This window comes from Halorubrum alkaliphilum (genome assembly GCF_017873815.1).
GTDB classification, from domain to species: domain Archaea; phylum Halobacteriota; class Halobacteria; order Halobacteriales; family Haloferacaceae; genus Halorubrum; species Halorubrum alkaliphilum.
Genome location: NZ_JAGGKQ010000007.1, coordinates 92,281 through 108,260, shown reverse-complemented (window position 1 = coordinate 108,260; position 15,980 = coordinate 92,281). Strand labels below are relative to the sequence as shown.

At 67.0% G+C, this 15,980-nt stretch carries 14 protein-coding genes; 11 read left to right on the top strand and 3 right to left on the bottom strand.

Features of this window, described 5'->3' with window-relative positions; translation table 11 throughout:
- Nucleotides 1-8: 8 nt before the first annotated feature.
- Nucleotides 9-1,493 carry a hypothetical protein gene (locus J2751_RS06935; protein WP_209484480.1) on the bottom strand — a complete coding sequence of 495 codons (1,485 nt, stop codon included), beginning with the start codon at nt 1,491-1,493 and terminating at the stop codon, nt 9-11.
- A 333-nt stretch (nt 1,494-1,826) separates the two neighbouring features.
- Between J2751_RS06935 and J2751_RS06930 the strand changes: the two genes are divergently transcribed.
- The 3 genes from J2751_RS06930 to J2751_RS06920 all read left to right on the top strand — a co-directional run bounded on the left by J2751_RS06930 (nt 1,827) and on the right by J2751_RS06920 (nt 5,415).
- Nucleotides 1,827-2,582 carry a coenzyme F420-0:L-glutamate ligase gene (locus tag J2751_RS06930; RefSeq protein ID WP_209484478.1) on the top strand — a complete coding sequence of 252 codons (756 nt, stop codon included), beginning with the start codon at nt 1,827-1,829 and terminating at the stop codon, nt 2,580-2,582.
- A 2-nt stretch (nt 2,583-2,584) separates the two neighbouring features.
- Entirely contained in the window at nt 2,585-3,568 is a 984-nt protein-coding gene (locus J2751_RS06925; protein ID WP_209484476.1) for a 5,10-methylenetetrahydromethanopterin reductase, read from the top strand.
- 179 nt (nt 3,569-3,747) lie between these two features.
- Nucleotides 3,748-5,415, top strand: a complete 1,668-nt coding sequence (locus J2751_RS06920) for a methyl-accepting chemotaxis protein (RefSeq protein WP_209484549.1) — start codon at nt 3,748-3,750, stop codon at nt 5,413-5,415.
- A 44-nt stretch (nt 5,416-5,459) separates the two neighbouring features.
- Here the strand turns inward: J2751_RS06920 and J2751_RS06915 are convergent, their stop codons facing one another.
- On the bottom strand, nt 5,460-5,699 hold the full coding sequence (locus J2751_RS06915) for a hypothetical protein (RefSeq protein ID WP_209484475.1): 240 nt from the start codon (nt 5,697-5,699) through the stop codon (nt 5,460-5,462).
- A 177-nt stretch (nt 5,700-5,876) separates the two neighbouring features.
- Between J2751_RS06915 and J2751_RS06910 the strand changes: the two genes are divergently transcribed.
- The 8 genes from J2751_RS06910 to J2751_RS06875 all read left to right on the top strand — a co-directional run bounded on the left by J2751_RS06910 (nt 5,877) and on the right by J2751_RS06875 (nt 15,395).
- Nucleotides 5,877-7,754 carry a site-2 protease family protein gene (locus tag J2751_RS06910; protein ID WP_209484473.1) on the top strand — a complete coding sequence of 626 codons (1,878 nt, stop codon included), beginning with the start codon at nt 5,877-5,879 and terminating at the stop codon, nt 7,752-7,754.
- A gap of 92 nt (nt 7,755-7,846) precedes the next feature.
- Nucleotides 7,847-9,148 carry an ornithine cyclodeaminase gene (locus J2751_RS06905; RefSeq protein WP_209484471.1) on the top strand — a complete coding sequence of 434 codons (1,302 nt, stop codon included), beginning with the start codon at nt 7,847-7,849 and terminating at the stop codon, nt 9,146-9,148.
- A gap of 3 nt (nt 9,149-9,151) precedes the next feature.
- Complete coding sequence (locus tag J2751_RS06900) at nt 9,152-9,700, top strand: GNAT family N-acetyltransferase (protein ID WP_209484469.1); 549 nt, start codon at nt 9,152-9,154, stop codon at nt 9,698-9,700.
- 426 nt (nt 9,701-10,126) lie between these two features.
- Nucleotides 10,127-10,864: a TetR/AcrR family transcriptional regulator gene (locus tag J2751_RS06895; protein ID WP_321168629.1), complete on the top strand. Its 738-nt coding sequence runs from the start codon at nt 10,127-10,129 to the stop codon at nt 10,862-10,864.
- 99 nt (nt 10,865-10,963) lie between these two features.
- Nucleotides 10,964-11,923, top strand: a complete 960-nt coding sequence (locus tag J2751_RS06890; RefSeq protein ID WP_209484467.1) for a hypothetical protein — start codon at nt 10,964-10,966, stop codon at nt 11,921-11,923.
- Nucleotides 11,924-12,069: 146 nt separating this feature from the next.
- Nucleotides 12,070-12,936, top strand: a complete 867-nt coding sequence (locus J2751_RS06885) for a DUF7847 domain-containing protein (RefSeq protein ID WP_209484465.1) — start codon at nt 12,070-12,072, stop codon at nt 12,934-12,936.
- The gene (locus J2751_RS06880; RefSeq protein ID WP_245202657.1) at nt 12,933-13,742 is read left to right on the top strand and encodes an ABC transporter ATP-binding protein; all 810 of its coding nucleotides are present in this window, start codon (nt 12,933-12,935) and stop codon (nt 13,740-13,742) included. Before J2751_RS06885 ends, J2751_RS06880 begins: the two co-directional genes overlap by 4 nt.
- A gap of 36 nt (nt 13,743-13,778) precedes the next feature.
- Nucleotides 13,779-15,395 (top strand): hypothetical protein, encoded by a 1,617-nt coding sequence (locus J2751_RS06875; RefSeq protein ID WP_209484463.1) that lies wholly within the window; start codon nt 13,779-13,781, stop codon nt 15,393-15,395.
- 6 nt (nt 15,396-15,401) lie between these two features.
- Here J2751_RS06875 and J2751_RS06870 read toward each other — a convergent pair whose 3' ends face one another.
- The gene (locus tag J2751_RS06870; RefSeq protein ID WP_209484461.1) at nt 15,402-15,959 is read right to left on the bottom strand and encodes a small multi-drug export protein; all 558 of its coding nucleotides are present in this window, start codon (nt 15,957-15,959) and stop codon (nt 15,402-15,404) included.
- Nucleotides 15,960-15,980: the final 21 nt, after the last annotated feature.

Sequence of the window (15,980 nt, the reverse complement as noted above, 5' to 3'; positions counted from 1 at the left end):
GGGACGGCTCAGTTCACGCTTTTCGAGAGCTCGGCCCCTGCCTTAAATTTCACCGTGTCAGACGTGTTTCCGTCGTCCACGAGGTGTAGGCAGTGACCGTCGAGCGGATGACACGAACAGTACACGTCACCGTCCGACGAGACGGCTCCAGCGACCTCCTCTACGAGCTCGTCGTCGAGAAGACTCCCTGTGATGACGGCGTCTTCGAGGTGTCCAAAGAACAGCTGTGCCCCGACCGGTGAAACGTCGTCCGGCAACAGGCGCAGAATCTCGTCCCCACTGACCTCCCCGGAGCGAGACAGCGTGATGTCCTGAATGCGTACGTTCCCTCCACCACCCCCTGCCAACGCTGTAACCGAGTTCTCGTAGAGGCAGGACTCATCGATCACCCACCCACACGAGTAGACGTACTGGTTGTTGTTCGTGTGTCGCTGGACGTGTAACAACGCCGGGAACGGGCACGGGCACCCGACCGGCTGTACGAGGACCTGACAAACGATCACTGACGTGGATGAAGCAGGACCGGACTCACGCCCCCACTCGTCCAGCGAATCGACATCAGTTGGCCGTCCGTCTGAACTCACACCAACCATCGACTTCGTATCGGACGCCGCTGGAGGGCGGTTTGTCACGTTTATGACGACAACCCCAGAGTCGGACGTGAGCACGTCGAGAGAACCGTACGTGTGAGTCGGTCCGGAAATGTTGGTTTGAGATGTGTTGCCTCCCCAGCAGTACACCGACTGTTCCGCCGACAGACCTCCTCCAGAGGAGTGTTGCTCACACGATCCGTCCTCGTCATCGGCGTCTTCGTCGTCTTCGTCCGCTACCGCCGCGGCAGTCTTGTGGTTGCTTCCCCACGAGTAGACGTTCCCGTCGCCGTCCGCTCGACCAGTGACGAAATCGATAACTCGCTTTGGAGTAATCAGCGACTCGATGCTCGGCCCACCTCGGGGTGCCCGTGCGTCGGGGAGTGTGATGACACACCGTTCGCCCAAGACGGGTTCTCCTTCGAGGTACTCGTACAGTTCACGTATCTCGTCCTCGCTCGCACCAGTGAGCCGTTGTAAGCGTCGAATCGAGTCACTGTGTGCCTCATCTTCGTCATCTCCGTCATCTTCGTCGTCCTCGTCGTCAGCAGGGGCAAACGCACTACGCCGTTTGTTCGACCGGACGGAGTTGTAATCGTTTGCGGGGGAGATGACATCGTCGTCCTCGTCGTCAAAACCGTCGTCGACAGCACCCGCTTCACCACGATTCGGGTTCGACCGGACGGATCTGTAATTCTCCGCTTCGACGGCCATCGTCGTGTTCGTCATCCATGCTTCGAGCTCGACATCACCTGAGATGAACCGCTCTTCGACGCGAACAGTGGGGGAGAACTTGATGGTCTCTCTCGCTGTGCCGGGGATCAGTCCATCTCCTCGAACCCCTCCAAACATGGCAGCGGGCGAGGCTCCGATGTTCGTGGTCCTCGCAGCGACTCGACTCACACAGCCACTTAGTCCGCCGATTGCGACAACCCCACCCACCGCGAGGAGCTGACGACGACTGACGATACCATCTACTATACTAGATGTATCGTTCTCTGGTTGTTGTGAAGTCATGATCAGGTTCTAAAGGCCACCGAACAGCATAAACGTTCTTATGTAAAATTATTTATCAATATCGGACCGATTCGATACACGGCGACTCACTCGTGGTGATCCTCGGGGCTCGGCCGTCCGTTTATACTCCGTCGCCTCTCCCGGTTCCGTCCCCGTCGGATACCGTCAAACCGGCCCGGTACCGGCGGGGTTTTTCGTCGTCGCGCCGCAGGGATACGTATGGAGCTGTTCGCCGTCCCGGATCTCCCGGAAATACGGGAGGGAGACGACCTCGCGCCCATGATCGACGAGCGCGTCGACCTCCGCGAGGACGACGTCGTCGTCGTCGCCAGCACCGTCGTCTCCAAGGCGGAGGGTCGCACCTACGACCTCGACGACTTCCCGCCGAGTCCGCGCGCGAACGAGATAGCCGACCGGCTCGCCGACATCGCGGACGAGAAGAAGGACCCGCGGTTCGCGCAGGCCGTCATTGAGGAGTCGACGGAGCTGATCATGGAGGCTCCGTTCCTGCTGACGGCGACCCGTTTCGGCCACATCGGTGTCAACGCCGGCATCGACCGGTCGAACGTCCCCGGCGGGGACCTGCTGCTGCTCCCGGAGCACCCATCGGAGAGCGCGGAGCGCATCCGGAACGGGCTCCGGGCCGATCGCGTCGTCGTCAGCGACACGTGCGGCCGCCCGTTTAGACACGGGCAACGGGGCGTCGCTATCGGCTGGGCCGGGATCCCCGCGAGCCGGGACTGGCGCGGCGAGCGCGACCGCGACGGCCGCGAGATGGGCGTCACCGTCCAGAACGTGATCGACGAGTTGGCCTCCGCGGCCAACCTCGTCGCTGGCGAGGGCGACGGGGGAACTCCGGTCGTCGTCGTCCGCGACTGGGCGTTCGGCGACCACGAGGGCTCGGACAACCACTTCCGCGAGGTCGACGGCGACTTCGTCCGGCAGGCGCTCCGGCAGTGGACATTCGACGGATAACCATGCTCGGAATCGAACTCACCCCCGAACACGACTTGCACCGCCTCGTCGACCTCGGCGTCCGCGCCGAGGAGGCCGGCTACGACGCCGTCTACTCGACGTGTCACTACAACAACCGCGACCCGTGGACGTTCCTCTCGCAACTCGCGACCGCGACGGATTCGGTCCGGCTCGGGCCGGGCGTCGCCAACCCCTACGAGACACACCCGGTGACGCTCGCCTCGAAGGTCGCGACCGTGGACGAACTGTCCGAGGGGCGGGCCGTCTTCGGGCTCGGCCCCGGCGACCCTTCGACGCTCCGGAACCTCGGCCTTGAGGACGAACGCGGGCTTCGCTCCGTGTTGGAGGCGTTCAAGACCGCCCAGAAGCTGTGGGCGGGCGAGCGCGTCGACCACGACGGGAGCTTCGACGCCAGCGAGGCCGGACTCAACTACGAACCCCCGCAGGGCGCGGGCATCCCGATCCACGTCGGCGGTGAGGGGCCGCATATGTGTCGGATGGCGGCGAAACACGCGGACGGTCTCCTGTATAACGGCTCGCACCCGAAGGACCTCGCGTGGGCCCGCGAGCAGGTCGACGACGGCCTCTCGGAGCGGCCCGAAAGCCGGGGAGAGTTCGATCTGATCGCGTACGCCGCGGTGTCGATCGCCGCGGACGAGACGGCCGCCCGCGAGGCCGCTCGTCCCCCGGTCGCCTTCATTACGGCCGGCGCGGCCCCGCCCGTCCTCGACCGTCACGGAATCGACTCCGACACCGCCGAAGCGATCGGCGAGCACGTCTCCGCCGGCGAGTTCTCCGCGGCCTTCGAGCGCGTGACGCCGGCGATGATCGACGCGTTCTGTATGGCGGGGACTCCCGAAACCGTCCGCGAGCGCGCCGCCGCCGTCGCCGACCACGCCGACGGCCTCGTCGTCGGGTCCCCGCTCGGCCCGGATCTGGAGGCGAGCGTCGACCTCGCGGCAGAGGCGGTCGAAGGGCTCTTGTAACCCACTGACCGCGCTCCTGAGCCCCACGCCGCGTTCCCGGCGCTCGGGAATCGAGAATCGATCCTGATAACCTCGGGGCGAAGTTCATAACCCCGTTCCGTCGATGCCGACGTATGACCAATACGCGCCGGCAACGCTCCACCATACGGGATCGATACGAGGGGGTCCTTCGGTGGACGATGGATCTCATGGGCGTCTCCGGATCGATAGAGCGAAAAGTCATCGCAGCCGTCGGGCTCCAGTTTCTCGCCACCGTCGGTATCTTTCTCACGGTGCTCCTGCTGTCGGGACCCGCCCTCTACGTCGTCTCCGCGGCGCTGTTTCTCGGGGCGATCGTTGCGATCTACAACACGCTTCTCATCGTCAGACGCGACTTCACCGGCCCGATACGGGAGTTGGAGGCGAGCGCGGACGCGATCGCCGCGGGAGAGGTCCGGGGGGAGACGGTGTCGGGTAGCGAGCGCCCCGACGAGGTCGGAAGTCTCTCCGAGTCGTTCGCGGCAGTCCAGCGGTACCTCGCGACCGTGTCGGCACAGGCCGAGTCGCTCGCCGCACAGGAGTTCGACGATCCGGTGCTCGATGAGGAGGTTCCCGGTGCGTTCGGCGACTCCCTCTCGGAGATGGCGACGAACATGGAGGCGTACACGACGGAGCTGGAGACGCTCGTGGACGCCTTCGGGGACGCCACCAACCGGGCACGGGACGGGGATCTCACCGCGACGATAGACGAGGAGGCGCTCTCGATCGAGGAGGGGCGCTACGAGGCGCTCGTCGACGACTACAACCGGCTGATCGCGGCCCTCGGCGGAACGGTCGGCGAGGTCGAGACGTTCACCGGCGAGGTCGCCGAGACGAGCGGCGACGTTCGCGCGAGCATGGACGAGGTCGACGACGCGAGCGCAGAGGTCGCCCGTTCGGTGAGCGAGATCTCCGACGGTGCGGCCGAACAGACGGCGGACCTGGAGGCGGTGTCCGAGGAGATGAGCACGCTGTCGGCGACCGTCGAGGAGATCGCGGCGTCCGCCGACGACGCCGCTGGAACCGCCCGGAACGCGGCCGACCGGGGACGGGCAGGTCGTGAGGAGGCCACGGAGGCGATCGAGGAGCTGGAGACGCTCGAAACGCGGATCGCCGAGACCGCGACGGCGGTCGCCGACCTCGTCGACCGCGTCGAGGAGATCGACGAGATCGCCGCCGTGATCGACGAGATCGCCGAGGAGACGAACCTGCTGGCGCTCAATGCCTCCATCGAGGCGGCCCGGGCCGGCGAGGCGGGAGCCGGGTTCGCCGTCGTCGCCGACGAGGTGAAGTCGCTCGCGGAGGAGACCCGCGAGTCGGCGGCCGAGATCTCGGGGCGCATCGACGAGGTACAGTCGGCGTCCGCCGGAACGGCCGCCGACGTCGAGGCGATGGAGTCGCAGGTCTCCGAGAGCGTTCGAACGATCGAATCGACCCTGCGGGAGTTTGAGGGCGTCGTCGAGGACGTGACGACGGTCGACGAGACGGTTCAAGAGATAAGCGACGCGACCGACGACCAAGCACGAACGACCCAAGAGGTCGTCGACATGGTCGACGATGTCGCAACCGTTAGCCGACGGACGACGACCGAGGCCGAGAACGCTGCCGCGGCCGCCGAGGAGCAAACCGCGACCGTTTCCGAGGTAACCCGTCGGATCCACACGCTCTCGGATCAGTCGGACGAGCTGTCGGCCGCGCTCGACGAGTTCGAGGTTCCTGAGGGGTCGTCCGGTGACACCGATCCGACGAGCGGTTCGTCCCGGCGGGACGGAACCGGGATGGACGGCTCCACGACGGCTACGGCTGAACCGGCGACCGGAGACGACTGAACCGGCGACCGTTGTGTACTCGCCCGGGACGAGCCGATCCGCGTTCAGTCGCGCCGACCGCGCCCGCCGAGCGACGGGAGCGTCACGCCGAGCTCGTTCAGGAGCGCGCCGACGGCGGCGTAGCCGAGGACGACGACCGCCACCCCGAGGATGAGCTGTCCAGCGACCGCGAGCACCGCGGTCAGGGGGTCGACCGGGCCGAGCAGCAGGTTGTCCGTAAATATCTGGATGAACCGACCGACATCACCGAGAAGCCGCGTGACGAAATCGACGAGTGCGATCATGGTCGGCTGTTGGGGAGGGGGGTACTTGGGTGTTGTAGTTCGAGGGGTTCCACGCTCCGGCTAACCGATCACGCCGCACGCTCGGGTTGACCGATCACGCGGTACGTGTTCGCCGACGTCTCGATCGAGTTCCCGGAACCGAACGCCTTACACCCGACGGACACGGACGAACTCGTAATGAGTACCCTGCTGTGGATCCTAACGGGGATCCTCGCGTACGCGGCCGTCACCATGTGGCTCCGGAACCGGGGATACCTCCCCGACTCCGTTCGGGTTTCCGGTCCGTTGACGACGATACACACCCTCCGAGGACGAGCGTTCCTCGACCGCCTCTCCGGACCGAAGCGGTTCTGGCGGGTCGTCGCGAACGTCGGTCTCGGCGGCGCATTAGTCGCGATGCTCGGGTCGTTCGTCCTGATCGTCACCAGCGGCATCTCGGCGCTGACGGCGGCACAGCCCTCTCCCGTCCAACAGCCGCAGAACTTCCTCATCATCCCCGGCGTCAACGAGTTCCTGCCGCTCTCGGTCGCCGGAGAGATCGTCGCCGGCCTCGCGATCGCGATGGTGGTCCACGAGGGCGCACACGGCCTACTGTGCCGCGTCGAGGGGATCGACATCGAGTCGATGGGGCTCGTCCTCTTCGCGTTGATCCCCGTCGGCGCGTTCGTCGAGCCGGATCAGGAGGCGACACAGGAGGTCTCACGCGGGGCACGTGCCCGGATGTTCGCCGCGGGCGTCACCGCGAACACGCTCCTGACGATCGTCGTCTTCGCGCTGCTTTTCGGCCCCGTCGTCGGCGCGATGTCGGTCGCGCCCGGCTACGCCGTCGGCGAAGTGAACCCCGGGTCGCCGGCGGCCGCCGCCGACATCGCCGAGGGAGACCGGCTGATCGAGGTCGCGGGCCAGCCCGTCGAGTCGGCGAGCGAGTTCGAGTCGGTGATCCGCGATGCCGACGCCGATGTCGATATCGTCGTCGACGACGGCGACGGGGAGCGAACCGCCGAGGTCGCACGGGAGCTCCAGGCGATCGGCTCGGCCGGCGGCAACGCGCTCGGGCTCACGATCACCGACGAGCCGGCGACGATCACGTCGGTGAACGGCGAGCCGGTCCGGACCGAGGCCGAGTTCTTCCGTGCCGTCGGCGACGCCGAGCAGGCGACGGTGACGACCGAGGCCGCCGGGGTCGAGGACGGTCTGGGCGATGCTACCGACGGCGTCGAGATGGCGATCGGCGCGTACGTCGTCGGCGTCCAAGAGGACGGCCCGCTCCACGAGGCGGGCGCGGCGTTCGGCGAGCCGTTGACTGTCGTCGAGATCGACGGCGACAGAGTCCTCGATGACGACGACGGAGTGCTCGACGACGCCGACGGGCTTTCGACGGTCCTCGCCGACCGTGAGCCCGGATCGACCGTCGAGGTGGTGGCGTACACGACCGAGCAGGAGCGTGTCACCTACGACGTTGAACTCGATCCGCATCCGAACCGCGAGGGCGGCTTCATCGGCGTCAACGTCTTCCCTGGAACCGGCGGGCTCGCGCTCGACGACTTCGGAGCCAGCGAGTACCCGGCGGGCGCGTACCTCGAACTGCTCGGCGGCGACGGTGGCGAGGGGGCGCTCGCCGACGTCAACCCCGGCTTCGCCGGGCTCGTCGACTCCCCGCTGGGGTTAGTGTTCGTGACGCTGATCCTCCCACTCGGCAGCCTGTTCGGGCTCCCCTTTAATTTCGCGGGGTTCACCGGCGAGCTCACCAACTTCTTCGTCCTCGACGGCGGCCTCGCAGTGTTGGGCGGTGGGGCGTTCCTGCTCGCGAACCTGCTCTTCTGGACCGGCTGGATCAACATCCAGCTCGCGCTGTTCAACTGCCTCCCCGCGTTCCCGCTGGACGGCGGCCGAATCTTACGGATGGCCGCCGAGGCGGTGATGAGCCGGCTTCCGCTCGGCGACAGACACGCCGCCGTCCGGACCATCACGGTGTCCTCGGGGCTGATCATGCTGTTCGGACTGATAGCGATGATCTTCGGCAACCAGATCCTCGGCGCGTTCGGACTCGTCTGAGGCGGCCGGACCCCTCGCGCTTCGATCCGTCTCCCGACAGCAACGTCCGCCGCAGGGGAAACCGGTTTCTCCGCGCGGGGTCACTGACGGATATGAGCCACTCGCGCACCGTCGAGATCGAGGGACACATCATCGACAGCGGGACGATGCAGCGCTGTTTCGGCGCGGTGATGGATCTGGGCGGCTCCTTCGACGTCGAGCAGTTCGACGTGGGAACCCACGAGGAGGCCGAATCGTACTGTCGGATGGCGGTCTCCGCGGACGATGAGGAGACCCTCCGAGCGATCCTCCACGAGCTTCACCAGAACGGCGCGGTGCTGGAGAACCCCTCCGACGTGGAGCTCGTGGCCGCGCCCGCCGACAAGGTCGTGCCGCCGAACTTCTACTCGACGACGAACCACCCGACTGAGGTGTTGTACGACGGCGAGTGGATCGACGTCGAACGCATCGAAATGGACTGTGCGCTCGTGGTGGACCCCGAACCGGAGACCGGTCCGAACGGCGGTCCGGCCAACGGTCCCCGCGCGTACACGAAGGTTCTCAACGCGGTCGATGAGGGTGATCTCGTCGCGACCGACCAATCAGGGATCCGGGTGAACCCGCCAGAGCGTCCCCGGAGCGGCGGCGGCGCGTTCGGGTTCATGCAGGGCGGCGTCTCCTCGGAGCGCCCCTCCGAGTCGACGATCCGCGAGGTCGCAGCGGAGCTGCGCGAGGTAAAATCGACCGGCGGGAACGTGATGGTCGTCGCCGGGCCAGCGGTGGTCCACTCCGGGGCGGGCGAGGCGCTGGCGCGACTGGTCGACGCCGGCTACGTCGACTCGCTGTCGGCGGGCAACGGGTTCGCGACCCACGATCTCGAACGCTCGCTGTACGGCACCTCCTTGGGAATGGACGTGGAAACGCTCGAACACCCGCGAAAGGGACACAAACACCACATCTGGACCATCTCGGAGGTCATTCGCGCGGGCGGTATCGAGGCTGCCGTCGAGCAGGGAAAGGTGACCGAGGGCGTGATGTACCAGTGTGTCGAGAACGACGTCGACACCGTGCTCGCCGGCTCCATCCGCGACGACGGCCCGCTCCCGGACACGATCACCGACGCCGTCGAGGCACAGAACGCCATCCGCGAGCAGGCCCACGACGCCGACATCGTGTTGATGCTCGCGACGCTGCTCCACTCCGTCGCGGTCGGGAACTGCCTGCCATCGACGACGAAGACCGTCTGTGTCGACATCAACCCCGCGACAGTCACCCAACTGCTCGACCGCGGCTCGGCGCAGGCGGTCGGGATGGTGACCGACATCGGGACGTTCGTGCCGACGCTCGCGGAGTTCGTCCTCGACGACGGAGAGACCGATGGCGGACGGACCGTCGTCACCGACGATGACGAGTGATCGATGACGGTCGAAATACGCCCGTACGATCCCGAGACGGACGCCGGGGGCCTCTATCGACGTAAGGTCGCCTTCGAACGCGGACTCGGCGCGAACACCGGCGGCGACGACAAGGCGGCCGCGTACGAGGGCAAACTCACCGACAACTACCGCGAGTCGTGGCTGTCGTGGGTCGGCCGGTGTGTCGCGGACGACGAGCGGTGCGTGACGGTTGCCGTCGATGAGGGTACCGAGACGGATGGGGCGACCGACGGAGCCGAACCGGACGCCGACGCCGACGTCGTCGGCTACGTTTTCCTGCTCCCCGAACGGCTGGGGTTCATCTGGGACGCGGCCGTCGTCAATGAACTCTACGTCGCGCCCGAACACCGCGGGACGGGGGTCGCGGACGACCTCATGACCGCCGCGCTCGACCTCGCCGCCGACCAATCCCTCCCGCTCGACCGCGTCGTTCTCGACGTCGACCCGGCTAACGAGCGCGCACGGGCCTTCTACGAGCGACACGGCTTCGAGGGCTGGGGCGAGATGGTCGCCCGCCCGGTCGACCGATGAACCGTTTATAAACGATCGTCGAGTCCGTACGGTCCCGTTCAGACGTCTTCCGACAGCGGTTTTGCCTAGAACGGCCGGTTGCTGAAGAGTGCGTGGTGACCGATGTCGAGAGTGAATCTCTCAGATCGATGGCGACGAGATCATATTTAAGAGACATTTGAGCGGCAGCGACGATTACTTATAAACAAGGGATTACGGTTGGCGCGCGAGGTCGCCGACAGGGCGAGGCTGGGGAGGCGTGGGGTTCGGTCGCGGGGCAGGACTCAAAGGGGCAGTCGCCGGACTACGTCCGACTGCCCGAGGCGCGGAGCGACGAGGCGGTCCTTGGAGAACGCTCGTGGGCGTCGATACCATGGTATTAATCCCGAGGAAGCATTGATCTCCGGGAGATGGATCCCTCTACGACGATCGAGGAGGAGAGTTAGCGTGTCGACGGAGGAGGCGGAGGAGGCCGACACGGAGAACGCCGCGACCGAGAACCACGAGTTCGACCCGTTGAAAACGGAAATAATGCGGGCGACCTATCGAGCGCTGATCACGCAGGGGTATAGCGATCTGACAATGCAGGGAATCGCCGACGAGTTCGCCAAGAGCAAATCCCTCCTGTACTACCACTACGACGGAAAGGCGGACCTGCTCGCGGAGTTCCTCGAGTTCGCGTTACACCGGTTCGAGACGGAGATCGCGGTCGAGGAGGACGATCCGGCCGAGCAACTCCGGACGCTCGTCGATCGGCTCGTCCCGGAGGAGTTGGAGGAGGACTCCTACCACGTCCAGATCGCGCTCTTGGAGTTGCGGAGCGAGGCTCCACACGAGGACCTGTTTCGTGACCAGTACACCGCGGTCGACGAGCGGATCACGGCGGTGATCTCGGGGATCCTTCGTCGAGGTGTCGAGACCGGCACGTTCACCGATATCGATCCGGAGACCGAAGCGGAGCTCCTCGTCTCGCTTTTGATCGGTGCGCGTACGCGCCGACTGACCACCTATGAGGAGTTCGACGTCCGGGAAACGCGTCGCGCACTCGAGACATATCTCGACCGGTTGCCGTCGACCGAAGACGGGACGACGGTCGGCGGTGCGGAGCCGGCCCGCGACGGGATGACGATTGATGAAGCGGGGTCGACGGAGGACGACGACGGACCCGAACGACCCGACCACTGAACCGAACGGCTTGACGGAGAGTGGAGCGACCGACACACCTACATTTAAATATTGACGTATCGTTCAGGACGGTGACCGGCCATCCCCGTGATCGACAGTATGCGAGACCACCACGAGACAGCGGTCGGCGAGACGGCGCTCGATCAGGAACTCGACCGTTCCCTCCGAGAGTTCCATCCGGACATCCGCCGGATCGGGCTCCGGTATCTCCCGACGGCGACGCTACACGGCGAACTGCTCCTCCGATCGTATGGCGCCCTGACGACACACGAACGCGAGGGAAGCAGGAACGGCGACGAGTCGACCGACCCCGTCGACACGGCGGTCGCCGTCGAACTCTTCCGGGCCTACGGTCTCACGCGGGAGCTTTCCCTCCACGAGGACGCCGACACAGAACCCGGAGTCGCACCGTCTCCGCCGTCGATCCTGGCGGGGGACCGATTTCTCTCGACGTCGTTCGACCGGATCGCCCGGGAAACGGCATCGACACGTCGGATATCCTGCGGGATCCGGACGGCCTCGGCGACGGTCGAACAGTTCTGTACGTTCCGATCCGACCGCGGGACGGACGACGAGGCGGACGGCCGAACCGACGACCGGGCGGACGGCCGAACCGGCGACGACGTCCTCGCGCGACACGGTGACGACGGCCTCGACTCCGTAGGGATCGTGACCCCAGCGCTGACGGGCGTACTCGCCGTCGACCTCGCGGCCGTCCTCGCTCGTGGATCTCCGAACGCATCCGAACCTCTCCGGGCGGCCGGCGCGTCGATCGGCGCGTCGATCGCGTGCCGGCGACTCGCTCCGGGAAGCGCACCGCGTCGTGATCGGCCGACCGCGGTCGAGCCCCGACACGACGCCGACGCCCCGGGGTGGAGCCGGGACGGATCGAACCCGTACCGGGCACTTGGCGGCGGTGAAGTCCGATTCGACCGGCTCGCGACCGAGCACCTCGAGGACGCGAGACGCCATCTCGGGGATGCGTCGGCGCTCGTTTCGGAGTCGTTCGGCGGCTATTTCGACCGGATCGACGGCGTCGCCAGCGAACCGATCCGATGAGGCGTACGGGGGGAACGGGACGGAACGAGCGGGCAGAGAAAGATAGAACCCGAGACGACGGTCGACGGATGCCGGTTGAAAACCCCCGAGAGAGGGACCCTACCGGAGGCGGCTATTTATAAATACTCCCGTCGAGTACGGCCGGCATGGTCGTCCTCCAGTCCCTCCGCCAAGCCCCGGGTATCCTCCGGGAGAACCCCGTGATACTCGCTCCGTTCGCGCTGCTTGCGGTCCTCCAGACTCCGCAACTGTTCTTCGACTCGCTCGACCCGATCGTTTCGGCGGTTGTGTCGGTGCTGTTCGCCGGGGTGCTGTTGTTCGTCACGCCCGCGATCTATGCGGCTGTCATCGGGATGACGAACGAGGCCGCGAGCGGTGAGCGGACCTCGATCGGTCGCTTCCGGCGACACGCGCGCGAGAACTACGTTAGCGTGCTGATCGCGTACCTGTTCATCACCGGCGTTACGCTCGCGGTCGTGATCGCAGTCGTGCTCGCAGTCGTCGTCGGTGCCGTTGCCTTCGGGGTTGCGGGCGGAGGTACTCCCCTGCTCGTCGCCGGTGTCGGGGCGCTCGCGCTCGTCGGACTCGCGTTCCTCATCGCGCTGTTCGCCGTCCACTTCTACGCGCACGCCATCGTCATCGAGGGCGAGGGCGCGGTGTCCGGCCTCGTACGGAGCGTGAACGTCGTCCGGGGGAACCTCACGGCGATCGCGGGGTACGCCCTCGTCTCGCTCGTTTTCGGCGGCGTTCTCGGCGGCGGGTACGCGTTCGTGATCTCCCTCGTGTTCCCCACCGCCCCCGCCCCGGGTGAGCCAGCCCCCCTCCCCGACCTCGTTCCCGCGGTGCTCGGATCGGGCGGGGTCGTGGTCGGAACCACGCTGTTCGGCGCGTTCTTCCTCGCCTTCTCGGTCGTCTTCTACCGCGAACTCGTCGGTGTGGGGAGCCGAGAGGCGACCGCCGCGAGTGGTCCGGTGGACGGGTTCGGGGCGGGATCCGCGGAGATCAGTCGATGATGGACGCGCCCCGGAGTCCGCCCGAGCACCCTCACGCCATCGAGGCCCGCGACCTCACGAAGCGCTTCGGCGACGACACCGCCGTTGAGGGGCTCGATCTCACGGTCGAGTCCGGCACGGTGTACGGCTTTCTCGGCCCGAACGGGGCCGGGAAGACGACCACGATGCGGATGTTGACGTCGCTGACGCGGCCGACCGACGGGGAGGCGTGGATCGAGGGGAACCCCGTCTCCGACCGCGACGCGATCCGGTCTTCGATCGGCTATCTCCCCGAGGAGCCGCCGGTGTTCGACGAGCTCACCGGGCGCGAGCAGCTGGAGTACTTCGGCCGACTGCGGAATCTCCCGCGCGAGGAGATGACCGATCGGATCGACGACTGGCTCGACCGGTTCGACCTCGCGGGCGACGCGAACAAGCGGATCGACGACTACTCGAAGGGAATGCGGGGAAAGATCGGGTTGATACAGGCGCTCCTTCACCGACCCGACGTGGTGTTCCTCGACGAGCCGACGAGCGGGCTCGACCCGCGGGCGGCCCGGACCGTCCTCGACGTGATCGCCGAGTTGACCGAGGAGGGGCAGACGGTGTTCCTCTCGACGCACATCCTCCCGGTCGTCGAGGAGCTCGCCGACGTCGTCGGCGTGCTCTACGAGGGCGACCTCGTCACCGAGGGCGCTCCCGCCGAACTCACGGCGCGTATGGCCGCGGAGGAGGGGACGACGCTCGAAGACGTGTTCCTCTCGGTGACCGCCGACCGCGACGACGTGAGGCTCGCGGGCGACGAGTCGAGCGTGAGCGACGAATGACGGGTGTGAGCGACGAATGATGGGTGTGAGCGACGAATGACGGGGGTGAGTCGTGCCCACGTCGTGCTCATCGCTGGGACCGAGCTCCGGCGTCGGTGGCGCTCGATCCGGGACAACACCGCCCAGATGCTGGCGTTCGCGTTCGTCGGGCTCCTCCTGCTTCCGTTCTCCCTCGCTGGGGTGTTCGGCGCGTACCTCCTCGGTGGTGTCGCCGCCGAATCGGAGGCGGACACCGTTCTCGACGTGGCGGGGATGGTCGCCGTATACGCGTGGATCTTCGTCGTCGGTTTCGGCGGATATCGGGCGTACGCGGTCGCGCTCCGCCCGGACAACGTCGACGGACTCCTGACGACCGTTTCCCACCGGGAGGTGATCGGGGGGCTCGCGCTCGCGGAACTGCTCTTATGGGCCGCGTTCGTCCTCACGGCCGGGGTCGCCGCCGCGGTCGCGTTCGGGATCGGTGCCGGATCACCTTTCATGGTTCCGTTCGTCGGTGCGACGCTCGTCTGTATCCTCACCACGGGGCTCCTCGGCGGATTCCTGCTCGCGCTCGCGGTGCGAAACACGGGGGTTCGCTCGGTGCTTCTCACCCGCCTCCGGACGCTCTTTTTCGTCCTCCTCGGCGTCGCCTACTTCTGGGTGGCGTTCACGGGCGCGTTCGTCTCCGTACTCGACCCGCTGTACCGGGTTTTCGCGCCCACGCCGCTGGGATGGCTCGGCGACCTCGCCGTCCTTGGGCTCGGCGTCGGCGCGTCGCCGCTCCGGGCGGTTGGAGCCGTGGCGTTCGTCGGCGGCTTCGTCGTCGTCGCCGTCCCAGCGATCCACCGACTCGCGGCGTGGCTCTGGTACGCCGACGGAGTTCACATCGATCACTCGGTCGAGCGGGAGACCGAAACCGGACGGTCGTCCCGGCTGTCGGGGCTGCTCCCCGCGCCCGTCCTCGGCGTCGTGGCCGCCGACTGGAAGCGCGCTCGCCGGTCACCGCTGTCGCTGTCGTTCGCGCTGTACCCGCTCATCGTGCTCGCCGGGCCCATCACGACGGCGGTCCAGACCGGATCGATCGGGACGGGGCTTCCGTTGTGGCTTCTCCTGTGTGGCGCGTGGATCGCCGGCTCGCTGTTCGCGTTGAACGTCCTCGGGCACGAGGGGGCCGTGTTGCCGTCGACGTTGCTGGCGGCGGACGGGGGACGATCGCTCGTCGTCGGACACGTCATCGCGGGCGCGCTGCTCGTCGCGCCGCTCACCGTTGTGGCGACCGTGGTGACGGGGGTGGCGAGCCCGCACTCGCTACCGATGGTCGCGAGTCTCGCACTCTCGGCCGTCGTTCTCTCGGTCGCGACCGGCGCGATCGCGACGGGGATCGGGGTCGCGTTCCCGCGGTTCGAGGCGGTCAGCGTCTCCCGAAGCACGAAGGCGGTCGTCCCGAGCACCATCGCCTTCGCGGTCTACTCGGTCGTCGTCGCCGTCGTCTCGCTGCCGACGCTGCTCGCACACTCGGGGTTCGTCGGCGGCGCGCTGGCGGAGTGGTTCGGCGTCAGTCGACTCGCCATCGGGGTGGTTGGGTCCGGGACCGCCGCCGTCGTCGCGGTCGGCGTGGGGGTCGTCTCCGCGTCCGTCGCGCTCGACCGTCTGGACGGCTACCGAATGGGGTGAAACGAGTCAGCCGACGAACACCGATTCGAGCGCGGAGAGGCCCGCGACGGAGCCGGCGACGAGGAGAGCCGTCCAAACGGCGAGTCCGGCCGTGAGCCAGCCGATTGTCGACCGATCGTCGGGGCCGATCGCGGCTCCGACGACCGCCATGAGGTGGAGTCCGGCCAGCGGGGGCCCGGCGAGCGCGAGACCGACGAGCCCGTAGCGCTCGCCGACCCGCCGCGCGCGCTCGTATCGACCGCTCGATCCGTCATCGGAGTCGTCCGCGGTCGAATCTTCGTCGCTCTCGGCGGGGTCGTCCGGCGTCGATCCCGACCGGTTCGTCCACCACGCGCGGAGGCGGTGTCCCGCGAGAACGATGGCGACGACGGCGGTGACGCTTCCGCCGAACGCCGCGAGTCCGGTGAGCACCGGGTCGAAGCCGAGGCCGATCGCCACGGGGATCACGACGAACGGCTCGATCAGGGGGATCATCGCGAGCAAGAACACCAGCGGGTAGGCAATGAATCCCGACGCCCCGTCGAGAACGCTGCCGACGTCAACGAGTGTGAGTGGAGGAATCATCGAGCACTACGTCCGGATCAA